Annotated in this window: 16 protein-coding genes; 3 read left to right on the top strand and 13 right to left on the bottom strand. The window is 52.2% G+C overall.

The genetic code is table 11. From position 1 onward, the window contains the following. Positions 1-300 precede the first annotated feature (300 nt). Positions 301-1,593 carry a TrkH family potassium uptake protein gene (locus tag HMPREF9469_RS07810; RefSeq protein WP_007860750.1) on the bottom strand — a complete coding sequence of 431 codons (1,293 nt, stop codon included), beginning with the start codon at positions 1,591-1,593 and terminating at the stop codon, positions 301-303. 330 nt (positions 1,594-1,923) lie between these two features. Here HMPREF9469_RS07810 and HMPREF9469_RS07815 point away from each other — a divergent pair, with 330 nt between their 5' ends. Both HMPREF9469_RS07815 and HMPREF9469_RS07820 read left to right on the top strand, forming a co-directional pair. Beyond that, the gene (locus HMPREF9469_RS07815) at positions 1,924-3,483 is read left to right on the top strand and encodes an ATP-binding protein (protein ID WP_007860751.1); all 1,560 of its coding nucleotides are present in this window, start codon (positions 1,924-1,926) and stop codon (positions 3,481-3,483) included. Further along, complete coding sequence (locus tag HMPREF9469_RS07820; RefSeq protein ID WP_007860752.1) at positions 3,476-4,174, top strand: response regulator; 699 nt, start codon at positions 3,476-3,478, stop codon at positions 4,172-4,174. The genes HMPREF9469_RS07815 and HMPREF9469_RS07820 overlap by 8 nt, the downstream gene beginning before the upstream one ends. Before the next feature lie 18 nt (positions 4,175-4,192). Here the strand turns inward: HMPREF9469_RS07820 and HMPREF9469_RS07825 are convergent, their stop codons facing one another. From HMPREF9469_RS07825 to argC, 11 genes are all read right to left on the bottom strand, one after another. Continuing rightward, complete coding sequence (locus HMPREF9469_RS07825; protein WP_007860753.1) at positions 4,193-5,320, bottom strand: hypothetical protein; 1,128 nt, start codon at positions 5,318-5,320, stop codon at positions 4,193-4,195. Between the two features lies 1 nt (position 5,321). Beyond that, a complete protein-coding gene (locus HMPREF9469_RS07830) occupies positions 5,322-6,545 on the bottom strand; it encodes a TolC family protein (protein ID WP_007860754.1) in 1,224 nt (407 codons plus the stop codon). 47 nt (positions 6,546-6,592) lie between these two features. After that, on the bottom strand, positions 6,593-7,807 hold the full coding sequence (locus HMPREF9469_RS07835; protein WP_007860756.1) for an ABC transporter permease: 1,215 nt from the start codon (positions 7,805-7,807) through the stop codon (positions 6,593-6,595). Further along, the gene (locus tag HMPREF9469_RS07840) at positions 7,797-8,699 is read right to left on the bottom strand and encodes an ABC transporter ATP-binding protein (RefSeq protein WP_007860758.1); all 903 of its coding nucleotides are present in this window, start codon (positions 8,697-8,699) and stop codon (positions 7,797-7,799) included. The genes HMPREF9469_RS07835 and HMPREF9469_RS07840 overlap by 11 nt, the downstream gene beginning before the upstream one ends. Before the next feature lie 13 nt (positions 8,700-8,712). After that, positions 8,713-9,897: an efflux RND transporter periplasmic adaptor subunit gene (locus tag HMPREF9469_RS07845; protein WP_007860760.1), complete on the bottom strand. Its 1,185-nt coding sequence runs from the start codon at positions 9,895-9,897 to the stop codon at positions 8,713-8,715. 56 nt (positions 9,898-9,953) lie between these two features. After that, positions 9,954-10,142, bottom strand: coding sequence for a hypothetical protein (locus tag HMPREF9469_RS32885; RefSeq protein WP_007860761.1), 189 nt, complete (start codon positions 10,140-10,142; stop codon positions 9,954-9,956). Between the two features lie 279 nt (positions 10,143-10,421). After that, positions 10,422-11,663, bottom strand: coding sequence for an aspartate aminotransferase family protein (locus HMPREF9469_RS07855; RefSeq protein ID WP_007860764.1), 1,242 nt, complete (start codon positions 11,661-11,663; stop codon positions 10,422-10,424). Next, entirely contained in the window at positions 11,656-12,546 is an 891-nt protein-coding gene (gene argB, locus HMPREF9469_RS07860; protein WP_007860765.1) for an acetylglutamate kinase, read from the bottom strand. Before argB ends, HMPREF9469_RS07855 begins: the two co-directional genes overlap by 8 nt. A gap of 177 nt (positions 12,547-12,723) precedes the next feature. Beyond that, positions 12,724-13,968: a bifunctional glutamate N-acetyltransferase/amino-acid acetyltransferase ArgJ gene (argJ, locus tag HMPREF9469_RS07865; protein ID WP_007860767.1), complete on the bottom strand. Its 1,245-nt coding sequence runs from the start codon at positions 13,966-13,968 to the stop codon at positions 12,724-12,726. A 72-nt stretch (positions 13,969-14,040) separates the two neighbouring features. Further along, positions 14,041-14,505, bottom strand: coding sequence for a GNAT family N-acetyltransferase (locus HMPREF9469_RS07870; protein ID WP_007860768.1), 465 nt, complete (start codon positions 14,503-14,505; stop codon positions 14,041-14,043). A 50-nt stretch (positions 14,506-14,555) separates the two neighbouring features. Next, complete coding sequence (gene argC, locus HMPREF9469_RS07875) at positions 14,556-15,596, bottom strand: N-acetyl-gamma-glutamyl-phosphate reductase (protein ID WP_007860769.1); 1,041 nt, start codon at positions 15,594-15,596, stop codon at positions 14,556-14,558. 290 nt (positions 15,597-15,886) lie between these two features. Here argC and HMPREF9469_RS07880 point away from each other — a divergent pair, with 290 nt between their 5' ends. Beyond that, the gene (locus tag HMPREF9469_RS07880) at positions 15,887-17,119 is read left to right on the top strand and encodes an argininosuccinate synthase (RefSeq protein ID WP_007860770.1); all 1,233 of its coding nucleotides are present in this window, start codon (positions 15,887-15,889) and stop codon (positions 17,117-17,119) included. Positions 17,120-17,129: 10 nt separating this feature from the next. Here HMPREF9469_RS07880 and HMPREF9469_RS07885 read toward each other — a convergent pair whose 3' ends face one another. Next, the gene (locus tag HMPREF9469_RS07885; RefSeq protein ID WP_007860771.1) at positions 17,130-17,621 is read right to left on the bottom strand and encodes a GNAT family N-acetyltransferase; all 492 of its coding nucleotides are present in this window, start codon (positions 17,619-17,621) and stop codon (positions 17,130-17,132) included. Positions 17,622-17,682 lie beyond the last annotated feature (61 nt).

Below are 17,682 nucleotides of genomic sequence, written 5' to 3' on the forward strand. Positions count from 1 at the left end.
TTACGTGCGATGCATGTCATCTCCACTTGGCGCGGTCTTCCACAAGCCTAGTGGAGTGGCTCGCTATGAGCACTTAGGGACCGTACCTTGGTCCCTTACGTGCGATGCATGTCACCTCCACTTGGCGCGGTCTTCCACAAGCCTAGTGGAGTGGCTCGCTATGAGCACTTAGGGACCGTACCTTGGTCCCTTACGTGCGATGCATGTCATCTCCACTTGGCGCGGTCTTCCACAAGCCTAGTGGAGTGGCTCGCTATGAGCACTTAGGGACCGTACCTTGGTCCCTAAGTGCGATGGGACTCATCCGATGGATATGCTTCCCTCAGGGAAGGATACGGATGTATCCGGCTTAAAAATCCAGATAGTGACAATTGTCAATGGTCCAAGCCTTCCGATGTACATGATCAGGACCTCCAACAGCTTGCTTAAGGGGCTCAGCCCGGGTGTGATGCCGGTGGACAGTCCCACGGTGCCAAAGGCGGATGTGATCTCCAGCATGATGTCCTCAAAGGGAAGCCCCGGTTCCAGCACACACATGCACAGAATACCGGAGATCACCACCAGGGATGACAGGGCTGTCACGATCGCGGCTTTATAAAAGGCCTCCTGGGGTATCTTGTAGTGAAATGCATGGGGCTGGGTGTTGGTGGCAGCTCCCTTTATGGTGTGGAACAGAGTAAACAAGGTGCTGGTCTTGATCCCGCCTCCTGTGGACCCAGGTGATGCACCGATAAACATCAGCACAGTAACGGTCAAAAGTCCCGCCGTGGTAAAATCACTTAAGGGAAATGTGGTAAATCCCGCTGTTCTGGCTGAAACACTGGTAAAAAAAGCGCCCAGCCATGTGATGTCCTCTGTGAGCCGCAGCAGCACGGTCCCCACTGCCAGCAGGATCAGAGTAGTGACGATCACTGCTTTGGAATGAAGACAGAGTTTTTTAAATGAACGTTTTCCCGCAATGTCCATGATTACCAGGAATCCCAGGCCGCCAAATATAATAAGGCCGGAGGTGGTAAGGTTTAACAGGATATTATCTTTATACCCTGTCAGATTCTGAAGCCCTCCCAGAATGTCAAAGCCTGAATTGTTAAATGCAGCCACCGAATGGAACAGGCTGATCCCCAGAGCCTTTAAAGGGGGATAATCCCTGGAAAACACAAGATAGCTGAGAACAGCGCCCGCCCCTTCAAAACACAGGGTGGTCTTTAGTACATTCTTTACAATGCATACGATCCCTTTTCCCGAATCCAGGTTCATGGCCTCTTTTATCAGCAGACGTTCCTTCAGGTTCACCCTGCGTCCAAGTGCCAGGATCACGCCCACTCCCACGGATGTCACTCCCAGACCGCCGACCTGTATCAGAAAGGCGACAATGGCCTGACCCAGGGCCGTGTACGTGTCCGCGGTGTCCACTGCGATCAGTCCGGTTACACATACTGCGCTGGTGGATGTAAACAGGGCGTCCACATAATGAAGATTGACCCCCGGCTTCACGCACACGGGCAGCATTAAGAGAAATGACCCAGTCAGGATCACTGCCATAAAGCCCAATGCTATGATCCTGGCAGGGGTTTGTTTTTCTATGGATTTCATATCATCAACTCCTCCTGTTGGCTAAAGCTTATCACGGAAGGCATAAAACAGGTATAATGGAAAGGGCCAGCCTATAAAGATTATGTAAAGAAATATCCAAATCCCTGTTGATTGCCTGGGGATTGTGCTATAATTATTTCAGTGTACTCTCGGAGTTTCCTGGTACTCAGATTTGCGAGATGATTTTTTGTCGGTTGTACATAAATTTATGAGGCGTACACGGTGTGTACATTGAATCAATTTATGTGCGGCCGGCGGGAAATCAGCCGCAAAGATGGGTGCCGCGGAGACTCCGAGAGTACACTTCACTGTAAAGGAGGCATTTGATCCATGAAGTTACTACATATTGGGCACACGCTCAAGCATACCAGATGCACGGACACCATGATCACGGTTTCTGTGCTGGCGCTGTCAACAGCCTTAGGGTTCCTGTTTGAGGAGATGGGCCTGCCGCAGACTAATATCATTACCGTATATATCCTGGGTGTCCTGGTTGTGGCCGCCCTTACCGCCAGCCGGTGGTACAGCACAGCCGCTTCCCTTGCCAGCATCCTTTTGTTCAACTATATCTTCACAGAGCCCATGTTTGCGTTTAAAGCAGATGATGCGGGCACGCAGCTTACACTGCTGATCACATTCCTGGCCGCTGTTTTTACCAGCTCCTACGCGGTCCAGATCAAGGAAAATGCCCGCATATCCAGACAGGATGCCTACCGCTCTGGCGTGATCCTGGACACCAGCCAGATGCTTCAAAAGGCCGGAAACCAGGAGGATATTCTGAGAACTGCGGCCATCCAGCTGAACAAACTTTTAAAACGGGACATTGCCTGCTTTCAGGCGGATGCACGCGGACTGTGTTCCCCTGTGGGATTTACGGAATTCTCAGAACATCCCGACAGCCGCGGACCTTCTCCTGAGACCCTGGAGGAAATGACCGCTGCCAGGAAGTGCTATATGGGGCACTGCGAGACAGGAGCTACCACACAGATCCTGTCCACCGCCGCGTTCCACTATCTTCCGGTAAAAAGCTGCGACCTGGTGTACGCAGTAATGGGGATCCGGGTTGGCCTTGTGGTTCCTGACGACTTTGAGAACAGCCTGGCCATTGCGATACTGAACCAGTGCGCCACAGCCCTTGAAAAGGAATACATCTCCCGCAAAAGGGAGGAGGAGGCAGCCATGGCCCAGGCAGAGCAGTTCCGAAGCAATCTGCTGCGCTCCATTTCCCATGATCTGCGCACCCCTCTTACCAGCATTTCCGGCAACGCCGGGGTCCTTATGAATGACGCGGACAGCCTAGACCATGAGCACAGGCAGCGTATATATAAGGATATCCATGATGATTCCATGTGGCTTATCAGCCTGGTGGAAAATCTGCTCTCCATTACCAGGGTAGAGGGCGGGGCTGTACAGCTGCACATGGAGACTGAACTGTTGGAGGAGATCATCGATGAAGCCATGCGCCATATTCACAGGCGCCATGAAAGCCGCAAGGTCCGGGTGACCCAGGAAGGAGATTATATCCTGGTCAGTGTGGACGCCCAGCTCATCATCCAGGTGGTCACCAACCTGGTGGATAACGCCATCAAATATACCCCTGAAAACTCTGATATTACGGTGAAAAGTTATCAGAGGGGAAATTGTGCTATAATTGAAGTTACGGATAACGGTCCGGGAATACCGGATGATTCCAAAGAAAAGATTTTCCAGATGTTCTATACCACAGGCTACAAATCTGCTGACGGAAAACGCGGCATGGGCCTGGGGCTGCCCCTGTGCAGGGCGATCCTGAATGCACACAAGGGAACCATTGAGGTTCTGGATCACACGCCTTCCGGAAGCATATTCCGGATCACATTACCTGCTGAGGAGGTTTCCATCCATGAATAAAACCGGAATATTGATCATAGAAGATGACAAAGCGATCAAGAACCTGATCGCCACCACCCTGGAGATGCACGATTACCACTATATGTGGGCTGACAAGGGGGAGCAGGGAATCCTGAGCGCGGCTTCCCAGCGGCCCGATATTATACTGCTGGACCTGGGGCTGCCTGATATGGACGGGGTGGATGTAATTAAGAAAATCCGTTCCTGGTCCAAGATCCCCATTATCGTCATCAGCGCCAGAAGCGAGGATGACGACAAGATAGCTGCCCTGGACGCTGGTGCGGATGATTATCTCACCAAACCCTTCTCAGTGGATGAGCTGCTGGCCAGGCTTCGCACTACCCAAAGGCGGCTCAGCTATATGCAGAGCCTGAAGGAGGATCAGTCCTCCACCTTTATCAACGGAGGCCTGATTATCGACTATGCGGCCGGCTATGCCACCCTGGACGGTGAAGAGCTCCACCTGACCCCATACGAATACAAACTCCTGTGCCTCCTGGCCCACAATGTAGGCAAGGTCCTGACCCATTCCTATATCACCAGGGAAATCTGGGGCGCTGCCTGGGAGGGGGATGTGGCCTCCCTGCGGGTATTTATGGCTTCGCTTAGGAAGAAAATCGAGAGAACCCCGTCACAGCCCCAGTACATACAGACCCACGTGGGAGTCGGATACCGGATGCTCAGGCAGTGACGGAGCATCGGGCAGAATTCAGTTAGTGGCCATCAATCCCTTCACCGCCCAGTCATACATATCCATGGCCTGCTGAAAATTCACATCTGCCTGGGCCTTGGCTGCCGCCCCGTCCAGATAGGATGATCTGGCTTCCAGGTATTCCTGTCTGGAGAGCATGCCCAGGTCCATCTTGTTGGAAGCGGCCTTCCACTCTGCCTCCCGGGCTGCCTGGGCCGTTACAGCGCTCTGCCACATGGTGCGTCCGGCCAGAACATTTTGGTACAGTGTATCCATCTGGCCGTACATGGTTGCTTCGCCCTCCTCTATTGTCCGTTGGCGGACATGGTGCTCTTTAATGGTTCCTCCGGAGGAGCTGCCCCTCTGCTGTCTCAGTTCGTAGTTATTCCCAAGGGCTCTCCACTTATCCGCCTCCAGGGTGATCCTATCCACACGGCTCTGATCCGGAGCGGGTAACATGCCGATCTGGACCTGGGAATCCCCGGGATATCCCGTAACCATCAGAAGTTCCTTCCTGACACGCTCCATATCATCCTGAAGGGACTGTGCCTTGTTGGCTGCCGCTGTTGCTGCCTTTCCCGCCTCATCCGCCGCTGCCTGGGATACCATTCCAAGGCCGGCCTGACGCATTGCTTTCTCGTATTTCCCCTGCATAAGCTCGGCTTCTGCAAGGGCGCCTTCCTGCTCTGCCCTGAGACTGTGGTAAGTCCCCATAAGGCTCTGGGCGGTCCATATCATGGTATCTTCCATCCTGCGCAGGGACATGGTGCTGGAACTTCCCTTGGCTGAGCGGATCTGCTTATCCATATCCTTTGCAGCCTCCTCCAGGACCTTTGCCTGGGTCCTGTAATTGCTTGCCCCATCGGAATCCCCATTTTTCTCCATATCCTCCGCTTCCTCCCGCAGGCGGCGTCTTGTTTCCATCATCTCTTCCCTTGCGGATTCATAACGTCCCAGCCTGGTTTCATACAGGGTCCGCTCCATCTGGACCTGGGGAGAATGGGTTTTTACCAACTCCGGCAAATCGCTGTACTGGATGACCTGGGCTCCCCAGGCCGTCTGGCCATTACTGCTCACAGCCCCTGCCGCGGAAAATGCCAGGCAGGCGCTCATCAATGCCGGAACGATTCGTCTGATCCTGACCATATCATGCTCCCTCCGTCTGCGCCAGTCCATTCACAGCCCACCGGTAATCCTCCATGGCCTGTCTGAACCTGAGTCCGGCCACATCATTTGAAGACTGTTTGGATGCCAGCCCGTCCCGCTGCTGCAGGTACTCGTTTCTGGAAATAGTGCCAAGGCTGTAGCGGCGTTCAGCTGCCTGGGCATTTCTCACCGCCAGCTCCAGCTCCCCCCGTGTCTGGTCATAGTCTGCCTGAGCCTGTTTTAAAAGCTTATACTTGGCTTCCACATCCGCCTCAATCTGCCGGCGTCCGCTTTCTACCTTGCGCTCCATCACATCATACTGGTTTCCCACACCGGTATATTTCAGGCGGCGTTCGTTGGCCGCCTGGGTGTAATTGGTGGTTTTGGCTCTTTCCTTATCAGCTGCCAGATCAATGGAATCCACCTCACCGGAATCAGGTACAACGATCTCCTGAATATCCGGCCGGGCATCATAGCTCCAGCCCGTCATAACGCACAGTTCCCTGCGGAGGGCGTCCATCTCCTTTTCATTGGTCTGGATTGCCGCCTGGGCTGCTTCCGCCTTCTCCTGGGCGGACAGAAGCTCAGCCTGGGTCACCATGCCCTGGCCTGCTTTCACTGCCGCTGACTGATACTGGGAAAGGGCTGTGGCTGCCGCTTCCTCAAGGGCGGGCATTGCTTTAAATTTCTGCCAATAGGAGTTCATCTTGGCCTGGGCTTCCTTTACAAGGGATGCCTCCTGCCTGTCATATTCCAGTTTCTTTACATAGCCGTCTTCGTTCTGGGAATCCGCCATGTCCTGGTTCTGCTCGGCCTGAAGCCGGGCGCCGATCGCACCTGCCGCCATACTGCCGTATCCAGGCTGGTCCTCGTCCGTGGCGTCCATCATCTTATCACTGGAATCGTAAAGCTTATCCGCCATGTCCTGATAGGCATTTTTCATATCGTCATGGTCCTTGCCCCTGTACTCGTCATACTCTATCCTGTTATTGATCACAGTTACATTATACTCATGAATCAGGTCCGCCAATTCATCATATTCCAGCACATTGTCGCGAAGGGACGCCCACTTTTCCCCAGTATAGGCAAACTCCGGACTGGCCCAGGCAGTAAACGGTGCCGCTGCACTGACGGACACCGCCAGAAACATGGCGCCAAGGCGGGTGCCATGATGTCTCAGGCACGCCCGGATCCTCCTTTTGTCCTTCCTGCTGTTATCTATCATTAACAAACCTCTTTTCTAGTCAAAACCTTTCCTCTGTTACCTTCCTGTTACTCATAGCGCAGCGCGTCAATGGGGTCTGACTTAGCTGCCTTGGACGCGGGATAAAGTCCAAAGAAAATACCCACCACCGCTGAAAAGGATACGGCCACAAGGATGACTCCCGGCTTTATAATGACCGGCATTCCCAGTGCCAAGCCTCCCAGGGACACAAGCCCCACGCCCATGACCACGCCTATGATCCCGCCGCAGGCCGACAGGATTGCCGACTCTGTGAGAAACTGGATCAGCACATCCTGCGTCCTGGCTCCCAGGGCCTTTCTGATACCGATCTCCCTGGTCCGCTCCGTAACGGATACCAGCATGATATTCATGATGCCGATGCCGCCTACCAGAAGGGAAATGGCTGCAATACCGCCAACTGCCATGGATAGACCTCCCATCATGGCATCCACCGAGGTCATCTCCTGCATGGCCGTGTACATGTACATATCCTCCGCCTGCCTGCCGTGCATCTTGGCCGCATATGCCTTAAACTGTTCAAAGAACTGGTCCAGGTTCACATCATCCTTGGCATATACGTGAAGCTGGTAGAAATAGTCATTGGGCCAGGTGAGAAGGGTATATGGTATGAACGCAGCCCCTTTATCGCTGTTGCTGCCGCCCATCATCAGTGCCTGAAAGGCATTGACATTCTTCCGGTACACGCCCACCACTGTAAAATCCTCCGTGCTGCCGTATATGGTGGTGCGGAATGATTTTCCCACTGCATTCTCTATGCCAAAGAGCTTCAGGGCGCTGTCCGTGTCCATAACCACATTTTTCTTCCTGCCAAGTATATCTCCCTCATTCAGATACCGGCCGTAAACCATGTTCACCGGCTGTACATCCTGGTAATTATAGTCAATCCCCTGAAACTCAAACTTGATCTTGGTACGCTTGTAACTGGCGTCAGCGCTGGTATAGGCGCTGCTGTCAATGTAAGCGACTTCATCTTTGAATGCCTCCCTGGCCCGCTCCATCTCATCTAATGTAAAATAATCGCTCTGCCTTACATCATCCAGCCAGTAACCAACGGATACATATGCCTGGGTAATGCCCACGTCCTTGTACAGGTCTGCAAAAAGCCCTCTCATGGTATCCCCAATGGATACAATGGATATAACAGAACCAATACCGATTATAATGCCCAGCATGGTGAGGGCGGAACGCATCTTGTTTGCGCGGATGGCGGAAAATGCCATCTTCATATTCTCAATCAGCATCCTCTGCCTCCTTTCCGGAGCCGCAGGCACGCGTTCCATGGAAATCGTCCCCATGGACATTCAGCGTGTCGCTCTGTATCTGCCCATCGCTGAACCGGATAACCCGGTCCGCAAATGCGGCTATGTCTTCCTCATGGGTAACCACCACCACGGTGGCCCCTTCCTGGTGCAGCTGGCTGAACAGCTCCATGATCTCAATGGAGGAAGCCGTATCCAGGTTGCCTGTTGGCTCATCAGCCAGGATCAGGGGCGGTTCGTTGGCCAAAGCCCTTGCAATGGCCACCCTCTGCCTCTGTCCTCCTGAGAGCTCGTTGGGCATATGGTCCTGTCTTGTCCCCAGGCCCACCCGCTCCAGCAGCATTCCGGCCCTCTGGAGACGCTTTGCCTTTGGTACCCTGGCATAAGTCATGGGCAGCTCCACATTTTTAAGAGCCGATGTCCTGGAAATCAGGTTAAAGGACTGGAACACAAACCCTATCTTCCGGTTCCTGATATCGGACAGCTCATCCGGTGTCATCTCCGCCACATCCACGCCATCCAGGTAATAATGTCCCAGCGTAGGGCGGTCCAGGCACCCCAGAATATTCATAAGGGTGGATTTTCCAGAACCGGAATGACCCATAATGGCCACAAACTCGCCCCGGTCTATGGTGAGGTTGATCTTCTTAAGTCCCAGAACCTTGATGGCTCCGGTATCATATATCTTTACCAGGTTTTCCAGCTTGAGCAGGGGACCGTCCCCGGCCTCCTGGTGCGGGGCATGAAGGGGAAGGAGCAGCCGCCTGAGCCAGGCCGGGTGTATGTGCGGCGCCAGGCGGAAGGTGATTTTTTTATATGTATATCCCTGGGTAAATCCCTTTTGAAAGCCCTGTTTTATTTTGTCTATTTTCATTGGACGCCTCCTGCTACTGCGGGCGCACGATCACATCCGCGCCATCCACCATCATGGGATTGGGATTCTGGATGACCTGCATGCCCTCTTCCAGTACCGTATCGTCCGTTGGTATCACTTCCACTAACACATCACCGTCCACGCCAATGGTAACCGGTATGCGCTTGACCTTCAAATCCTGCACAATGGCAATATATGTAGTGTCCCCGTCATCCAGAAGGGCGGTTGTCGGAACCACAAATGCATCCTCCGACTCCTTGATCAGCAGTTCCGCCTTGGCTGTAATGCCGGCGATCAGCTTTGTGTCCTGCCCATCCACACGGATGGTAGTGGGGATGACCCGCTCCGTGGAGCCGCCTCCCTTTTCCTCGCCGGTGGGCGATATCTTGATCACCTCGCCGTTTACCGTGCCGCCGTCCAGGATGTCTGCGCTGATCACAGCCGACTGTCCCACCTTTACCTTTCCGATGGAGAACTCGCTGACCTTGATCTCCAGTTCCAATTGTTCCAGGTTCTCTATGCTGAATATAGGTTTGTCATCTTCCACCTTGTCGGCAAACTGACCCACCTTGGAATTGACCCTGACGACCGTACCGTCAATGGTACTTTTGATCTGGGTATTTTCCAGTTCTTCCATCTTCTTTTCCAGGTCATACCGGGCATTTTCTATCTGAAGTTCATATGACTTATCCGCCACGCCCTTTCCATTGACCACCGTATAGCCATCCATGGTGCGCTTTGCATCATTTAACGCATTGGCGCTGGCCTCCAGATCCATCTGGGAAATATCCCCGGTGGCAAACAGCTGGCTGTTGCGGCTGTGGTCCATGCCGGCCTTCTGGAAATCCTGTGCCGCTTTCTCATATCCCAGAGCAGCTTCCTTATCCTTTTCCTGCTTGTTATTCACTGCCAGGTCATAGGCGTTCTGGGCAATCCGCACTTCCCGCTCCAGGTCCGTGCTGTCCAGCACTGCCAGCACCTGGTCCTTATGGACCTGGTCGCCCTCCTTTACATTCATGGCCGTGATCTCGGCATGGATATTGGATACAACATCCACGCTGTCCGTCCCGGACACCGGGCCGCTTAAGGACAGCTTTTCCTGTATGGACTGCTTTGACAAAGGAAGGACATCCACCATCAGCCCCGTGTTCTTGCTGCTTCCCCCAAACCGGGAACTTATGAACACGGCTGCGATCACAATAACCGCTGCTGTAATGATCTTGCGTCTGCGGCTCCATCCCTTGATCCGTTTTATCAGACCCTGTTTTTCCGAATATCCGTTTTCTCCTTTATTTTTCTTTCTTTTTTCTTTTTCTTACCGTTTCCTCCATCTTCCTCAGGCGCCATTAACGCCTCCACCCTGCGGTCTATCTCCTCTGATTCTTTCATCTCAGCCTGTATGGCATCCAAATCCACATCCTCTGTTCTTTTCTCACGCTCCATGCCGCCCTCCTGAATCCATCCTTTACTGTACTATTTATATTAATACAGTTATATCACATTTCTTACTATGCTACAAGAAAAATAAACATAATGCCTTTCTTTGTTCATTCCATAAGGCCATTATAGAGGGTTGGGCTAAATATTTCATCCAGTATTTTCATAACAATTTATAAATGAAAACGAAAGAATTACTTAAGGCAGCCTAATAAAAGGTGGAAAAAGAAATGCTCCGGGAAGATCATTCCTTTCCCGAAGCATTTCTCTTATCATCTCTTTCCTCTAAAATGAGGCCTTAATCGCCCGTCTAAGTCTCAGGATCATCTCGTCCACATCCCCCTCCCTGATCACCAGAGGCGGTACAAAACGTATGATGTCGGCTCCCGCGCTGATGAGCACAAGCCTTTGTTCCAACAGTGCGCCGGACACCACGGGACCCACCGGACCGGCAAATTCCAGTCCCTGGATCAGGCCCATTCCCCGGCGTTCTTTTACCACATCAAATTCATTTACCAATCCATCCAGCTTTTCAGCCAGGTAAGCGCCTATTTTCCTCACATGCTCCACCATGTGGCGCTTTTCAAATAGATCCAGCACCGCGCTTGCACCCGCTGTCACCAGGGGATTCCCCCCGTAGGTGGTCCCGTGATCACCGGGCACCATGGCGTCCGCCGCCTTGCCCCGGGCCAGGAATGCGCCCACGGGAAGGCCGTTTCCAAGGGCCTTTGCCACGGTCATCACATCCGGCTTCACGCCGTAATGCTGCCATGCGAACATTTCACCTGACCGCCCCATACCACACTGTATCTCATCCAGGATCAAAAGCAGGTCATGTTCATCACAGAGGGCCCGGACGCCCTTTATAAACCCTTCCTCTGCAGGGTAAATACCTCCCTCTCCCTGGATAGTCTCCATGATGATCGCGCAGGTCTTGTCATTGATCAATGCCTTGACGCTGTCCAGATTATTAAAATCCGCAAAACGGATGCCGGGAACCAGGGGCTTAAAGGGCTCCTGATAATGGGCATTGCCGGTAACAGACAAGGCCCCCAGGCTGCGCCCGTGGAACGAGTGGTTCATGGCAATGATCTCACCGGTCATGTCCGCATCCACGTCCTCACATCCCTCAGCCCCATCTCCCATGGATTCATGGAGTTTGTTATAGTGATAACGCTTAGCAATCTTTAAGGCGCCTTCAATGGCCTCTGTCCCGCTGTTGGTAAAGAATACCTTATCCATCCGGGATACCTTTAACAACTTCTCTCCAGCCTCCACCGCGGGCTGGTTGTAGAACAGATTGGATATATGGGTCAGCTTGTGAAGCTGCTCTTCCACCGCCTTTGTATACTCCTCATCCCCATATCCCAGCCCCATAACGGCAATTCCCGCGCCAAAATCCAGGTATTCATTGCCCTCTGTGTCGTAAAGCTTTACGCCCTGTCCGTGGTCAAACACCACAGGAAAACGGTTATATGTCTTATAAAGGGCGTGTTCCGCCCGGTCGATCAACTGTTTGTCAGCCATGATAGTACCTCTCATCTTCCTCAGAATTAAATATGGCGGTCCCAATGCCCCGGTCCGTGAAAATCTCCAGCAGCAGGCAGTGCGGGATGCGGCCGTCCAGTATATGTACCCGTGATACCCCGCTGGTTATGGCATTGATGCAGTTCTGGAGTTTTGGAAGCATTCCGCCTCCCAGCATTCCGCTGCTCACAAAGCTCTGCGCCTCCTGCACCGTCATTTCGGAGATCAGGGACTCTTTGTCGTCAAAGTCCTTATAAACTCCCTCCACATCCGTGAGGAATGCCAGCTTTTCCGCCTGTACTGCGGTTGCAATGGCACAAGCAGCGTCATCCGCATTCACATTATAGCTTAAGAACTCGTCATCAAACCCAATGGGACATATGATGGGCAGGAAATCCTTTTCCAGCAGGTCATAAATGATCTTGGGATCGACCTTCTCCACCTCGCCCACGTATCCGATGTCCTCGCCCCCTGAATACTTCTTATGGCACTTCAGCATCATGCCGTCCTTGCCGCTGATCCCCACCGCCTTGATGCCCAGCTCATTAACCAGCTGGACCAGGCTTTTATTCACTTTGTTCAGCACCATCTCCGCTATTTCCATGGTAGGTTCATCCGTGACCCTGAGCCCATTGATAAACTGGGCCTCCATACCCACCTTATTTACCCATTTGCTTATTTCCTTGCCCCCGCCGTGGACAATAATGGGCTTAAAGCCTACCAGCTTTAAAAGCACCACATCCTGGATCACCTTTTTCTTCAGTTCTTCATCCAGCATGGCGCTGCCGCCGTACTTGACAACCACGATCTTCCTGTTAAACCTCTGGATATAAGGCAGTGCCTCAATCAGCACAGCCGCTTTCTGCATCGGTTCCAAATTCATCTCATTCTCCTCCTCGTTATGAGCACTTAGAGACCGTACTCTGGTCTCTTACGTGCGATACATGACATCTCCACTTGGTGAGGTATCTTACGAACCTAGTGGAGTGGCTCGTTATGAGCACTTAGAGACCGTGTTTTGGTCTCTTACGTGCGACACATGACATCTCCGCTTGGCCGCTTAAGACCTGTAATCCGCGTTGATCTTCACATAGTCCAAAGTCAGGTCACACCCCCATGCCGTTGCCTGGGCATCTCCCATCTTGATATCCGCCACTGCGGTGACCTGGGGCTGGGACAGTATCTTTGTGGCCTGCTCCTCGCTGTAGTCCACGGCCACGCCGTCCTTTATGATCTGCATTTCACCGGCAGCGCTCTTAAAGAACAGATCCACCTTTTCCGGGTCAAAGCTGGCTCCGGAATACCCCATGGCACAGAGGATCCTGCCCCAGTTGGCGTCATGGCCAAAGATGGCAGCCTTGGTCAGGCTGGAGGTGATGACGGATTTGGCCAGCACCTTGGCCTGGTCCTTTGTCTTTGCGCCCACAATGGTCACCTCAAACAGGGCCGTGCATCCCTCGCCGTCCCCGGCCATTTTCTTGGCCAGAGTTTCATTGATATAGTTAAGCGCCTTGCAGAACACCTGATAATCACTGTTCTTTTCCCTTATCTCCTCATTCCCTGCCAGTCCGTTGGCCAGAAGGAGCACTGTGTCATTGGTGGAGGTATCACCGTCCACGGAGATCATATTATATGTATCCTTAATGTCCTCACTGAGGGCTTCCTGGAGCATTTCCTTGCTGATCGCCGCGTCCGTGGTCACAAAGCTGAGCATGGTGCACATGTTGGGATGGATCATGCCTGAGCCCTTGCACATCCCGCCCATGGTCACGGTAACCCCGCCCAGCTCAAACTGTACGGCCACTTCCTTATTCTTAGTATCCGTGGTCATAATGGCTTTGGATGCCTCCGTCCCGCTGTCCGTCCCGCCGTCCAGTAAAGGCGCCATGGCCTCGATGCCCGCCTTGATCTTATCCATGGGCAGCTGCTTTCCGATCACTCCGGTGGAAGCCACCAGCACGCTCTCTGCCGGAATACCCAGCACTGCTGCGGCTGCATCCGCAGTCTGGCTGCAGTATCCCATGCCTTCCTCACCGGTGCATGCATTTGCAATGCCCGCGTTGATAACAACGGTACGGGCCGGCACATTGCCGGTAACCTGGTTCTTATCCCATTTCACAGGAGCTGCCTTCACAATATTGCTGGTAAATGTACCGGCCGACTTACAGGGCGCCTCGCTGTAGATCAGGGCCATATCCTTTCTGTCCCTGTATTTGATCCCTGCCGCAGTGGATGCTGCCTTAAATCCTTTGGCAGCAGTCACACCGCCTGCTATCTTCCTGATTCCATCCACATTTCCGCTCATCACTTGATTCCTCCGTTTATTCCGCTTATGCAGCGATCTCCAACATCTTTGGTAACCGCGGCCACAGCCGTGTCAGCGCACAAAACGCGTTATATTTTCCTCATTTAAAATAAATTCATAACTGTTGACATCTTCTCTCTCGGTCCATCCAATCCCCTGCCAGAAGGCGTTTCCCACCTCATTGTTTTTAAATGCGATCAGGCTGATCTTGCTCACCCCTTCACGCTGAAGGGCTTCCATGGCTGTCCGGACCATACGGTATCCGATTCCATGCTTCCTGTACCCCGGAGCCACACACACATGGTAAAAGCACCCGGTCCTTCCGTCATGCCCGCAGAGGATATTTCCGATGATCAGTCCATTCTGGACAGCTACCACGCTGGTGGTCGGGTTTCTTTTAAGGAAACGCTCCACCCCCTCCCGGGAATCGTCAATGCTTCTGATCCCAAAGCCTTTGATATCTGTCCAAAGCTCATAGACCTGTTCGTAATCCTCGATCGTCATCTCCCGGATGAGGATATCCATTGTTCCTGCCATGATAAGCATTCCCTTTCTATGGAAATTTCAAACCCGTTCCGATTTCCTTCTTAGGGAAATGCCGGAATCTGCTTAAGCCCCGTATTCTCCGGCAATCCGAACATCAGGTTCATGTTCTGGACGGCCTGGCCCGCGGCGCCTTTGACCATATTGTCAATTGCTCCCATGATCACAATACGGTTTGTTCTTGGATCGATCTTAAAATTCACATCTGCAAAATTGCTTCCCTCCACCCATCGGGTCTGGGGCACCACATCCCTGTCCAGCACACGGACAAAATATTCTTCCTTATAATACTTGTCGTAGGCTGCCCTTACTTGCTCATAGGTAACTTCCTTTGTCAGGGAAGCGTAGGCGGTTACCAGGATCCCACGGTTCATGGGCACCAGGTGGGGAGTAAAGCTGATGGTCACCGGCTTCCCTGCAGCATAGGACAGCTGCTCCTCGATCTCCGGCGTGTGTCTGTGGGATCCCACGCCGTATGCCTTGATATTCTCATTCACCTCACAGTACAGACTGTCCACCTTTGCGCCCCTGCCCGCTCCGGAGGTCCCTGACTTGGCATCAATGATCAGGGTATTGGGGTCGATCAGCCCTTCCTTAACAAGGGGGTATGCGGATAAGAAGGAACAGGTGGGGAAACATCCCGGATTGGCAATGATCCTGGCTTTCTTTATCTTCTCCCTGTTGATCTCAGGAAGACCGTACACGGCCTCCTCAATAAACTGTGGCGACCCATGGGTGAGTTTATACCACTTTTCATAAACGGCAACATCCTTGATCCTGAAGTCAGCGCTCAGGTCGATCACCTTTGACTTTGATAAAATGTCCTCATCCACCAGGGAAGCGCACAGCCCCTGGGGCGTTGCGGTAAAGATCACATCCACCTGCCCGGCCAGTTCCTTCATATTATCATCCATGCAGTCCGCGTCCACGATCCGGAACATATTCTGGTATAAGGATGCATAACTTTGCCCGATGTAGCTTCTGGAGCCATACCATTTGATCTCTATGTCATCCCTCTGAAGCAGAAGCCTTGCCAGCTCTCCTCCTGCATATCCTGTGGAACCGATGATTCCTGCCTTAACCATATCCATTCTCCTTATACATATTTATAAAGTATTTGTAACTGCTCAGAATAACTCGTCTTCTTATCCGGAAAATACACCAATACCCTAATTATAGTAACTTTTCCCACAAAAGGAAAGTATCTTTTAGGACCGGCTTTTCACCGTGTTTCTCTTGATTTTCATAATTATACATTACAAATGCATAATATGCAACATTTTTTAAAATTTTTATTTTAGTGCTTGCATTTTCCTGCATAATGTTGTATATTTATGAAAGTTCAATTAGAGAGCAATATCAGGAGGATATAGATATGAAAGAGAAAGTAATTTTAGCTTATTCCGGCGGGCTTGATACCACCACCATTATTCCGTGGTTAAAGGAAAATTTTGGTTATGAAGTAATCTGCTGCTGCATCGACTGCGGTCAGGGCAATGAATTGGACGGCCTTGAGGAGAGAGCAAAATTATCCGGAGCTTCCAAATTATATATTGAAGATTTAGTAGATGATTTCAGTGAAAACTACATTATGCCCTGTGTTAAGGCAAATGCAGTATATGAGAATAAATACCTTCTGGGCACTTCCATGGCACGTCCTGCCATTGCAAAATGCCTGGTGGAGATCGCCCGCAAGGAAGGCGCCACCGCCATATGCCACGGCGCTACCGGAAAAGGCAATGACCAGATCCGTTTTGAGCTGAGCATCAAGGCTCTGGCTCCTGATCTTAAGATCATTGCTCCATGGCGTATGACCGATGTATGGACCATTCAGTCTCGTGAAGATGAGATCGAGTACTGCAAGCAGCACGGTATTGACCTGCCCTTTTCAGCTGATTCCAGCTACAGCCGTGACCGCAACCTGTGGCACATCAGCCACGAAGGCCTGGAACTGGAGGACCCGTCCCTGGAGCCCAACTTCGACCATCTGCTGGTCTTGAGCGTATCTCCTGAGAAAGCTCCCGACCAGGGCGAATATGTGACCATGACATTTGAAAAAGGCGTTCCCACCAGCGTGAACGGCGAAAAGATGAAAGTGGCCGACATCATCCGTAAATTAAATGAGCTGGGCGGCAAGCACGGCATCGGTATAGTGGATATCGTGGAAAACCGTGTGGTTGGCATGAAGTCCCACGGCGTATATGAAACTCCGGGCGGAACCATCCTGATGGAAGCACATCAGCAGCTGGAAGAACTGGTATTAGACCGCGCCACCATGGATGCCAAGAAAGACATGGGCAATAAGATGGCCCAGATCGTATACGAGGGAAAATGGTTCACGCCGCTGCGTGAAGCAGTCCAGGCATTTGTTGAGTCCACCCAGGAATATGTCACAGGCGAAGTAAAATTCAAGCTGTACAAGGGCAATATCATCAAGGCCGGAACCACATCCCCCTACTCCTTATACAGCGAGTCCCTGGCCTCCTTTACAACAGGCGACCTGTATGACCACCACGATGCCGATGGCTTCATCACGCTGTTCGGCCTGCCTCTTAAGGTCCGCGCCATGAAGATGGCCGAGGTGAAGGCTGAGAATAAGGGGAACTGATCACAGTCTGTTACAGCACAATATAATGGGGAATAATATCCTCATACCTGCCGTCCTTCATCAGGAAACCTCCTGGTATTACGCCCAGCCGCGTAAATCCCAGTTTTTGGTACAGATGAAGGGCGGCTTCATTTGTTTTGACCACGGCGTTAAACTGAAGGATGCCAAAGCCCAGCTCCCTTCCCTTTTCCATGCAGTGGCGCACCAGCTTCTCCCCGATCTGCCGGCCCCTCATATCCCATTTCACAGCATAGCTGGCATTGCAGATGTGGCCGCACCGTCCCACATTGTTGGGGTGCAGGATATACAGGCCTACCATGGCCCCGCTGTGCCTGTCAAATGCAGTTCCCGTAAAAGACTGTTCTGAAAAAAATGCATCCGCGCTTTCTTTGGTCAGGCAGTCCGTTTGGGGAAATGCGATCCCCTCCTCCACAATATGGTTCCAGATCACAGCCGCTTCCTCTGCATCGTCCCTTGTGTATTCTCTTATGATCATATCCATGTAAGATTTTCCTCCCTTGCAGTCTGCCCTGGGGATTTTTAGGACAGACGATTCCTTTTAA

This window comes from [Clostridium] citroniae WAL-17108 (assembly GCF_000233455.1).
Lineage (GTDB): Bacteria > Bacillota > Clostridia > Lachnospirales > Lachnospiraceae > Enterocloster > Enterocloster citroniae.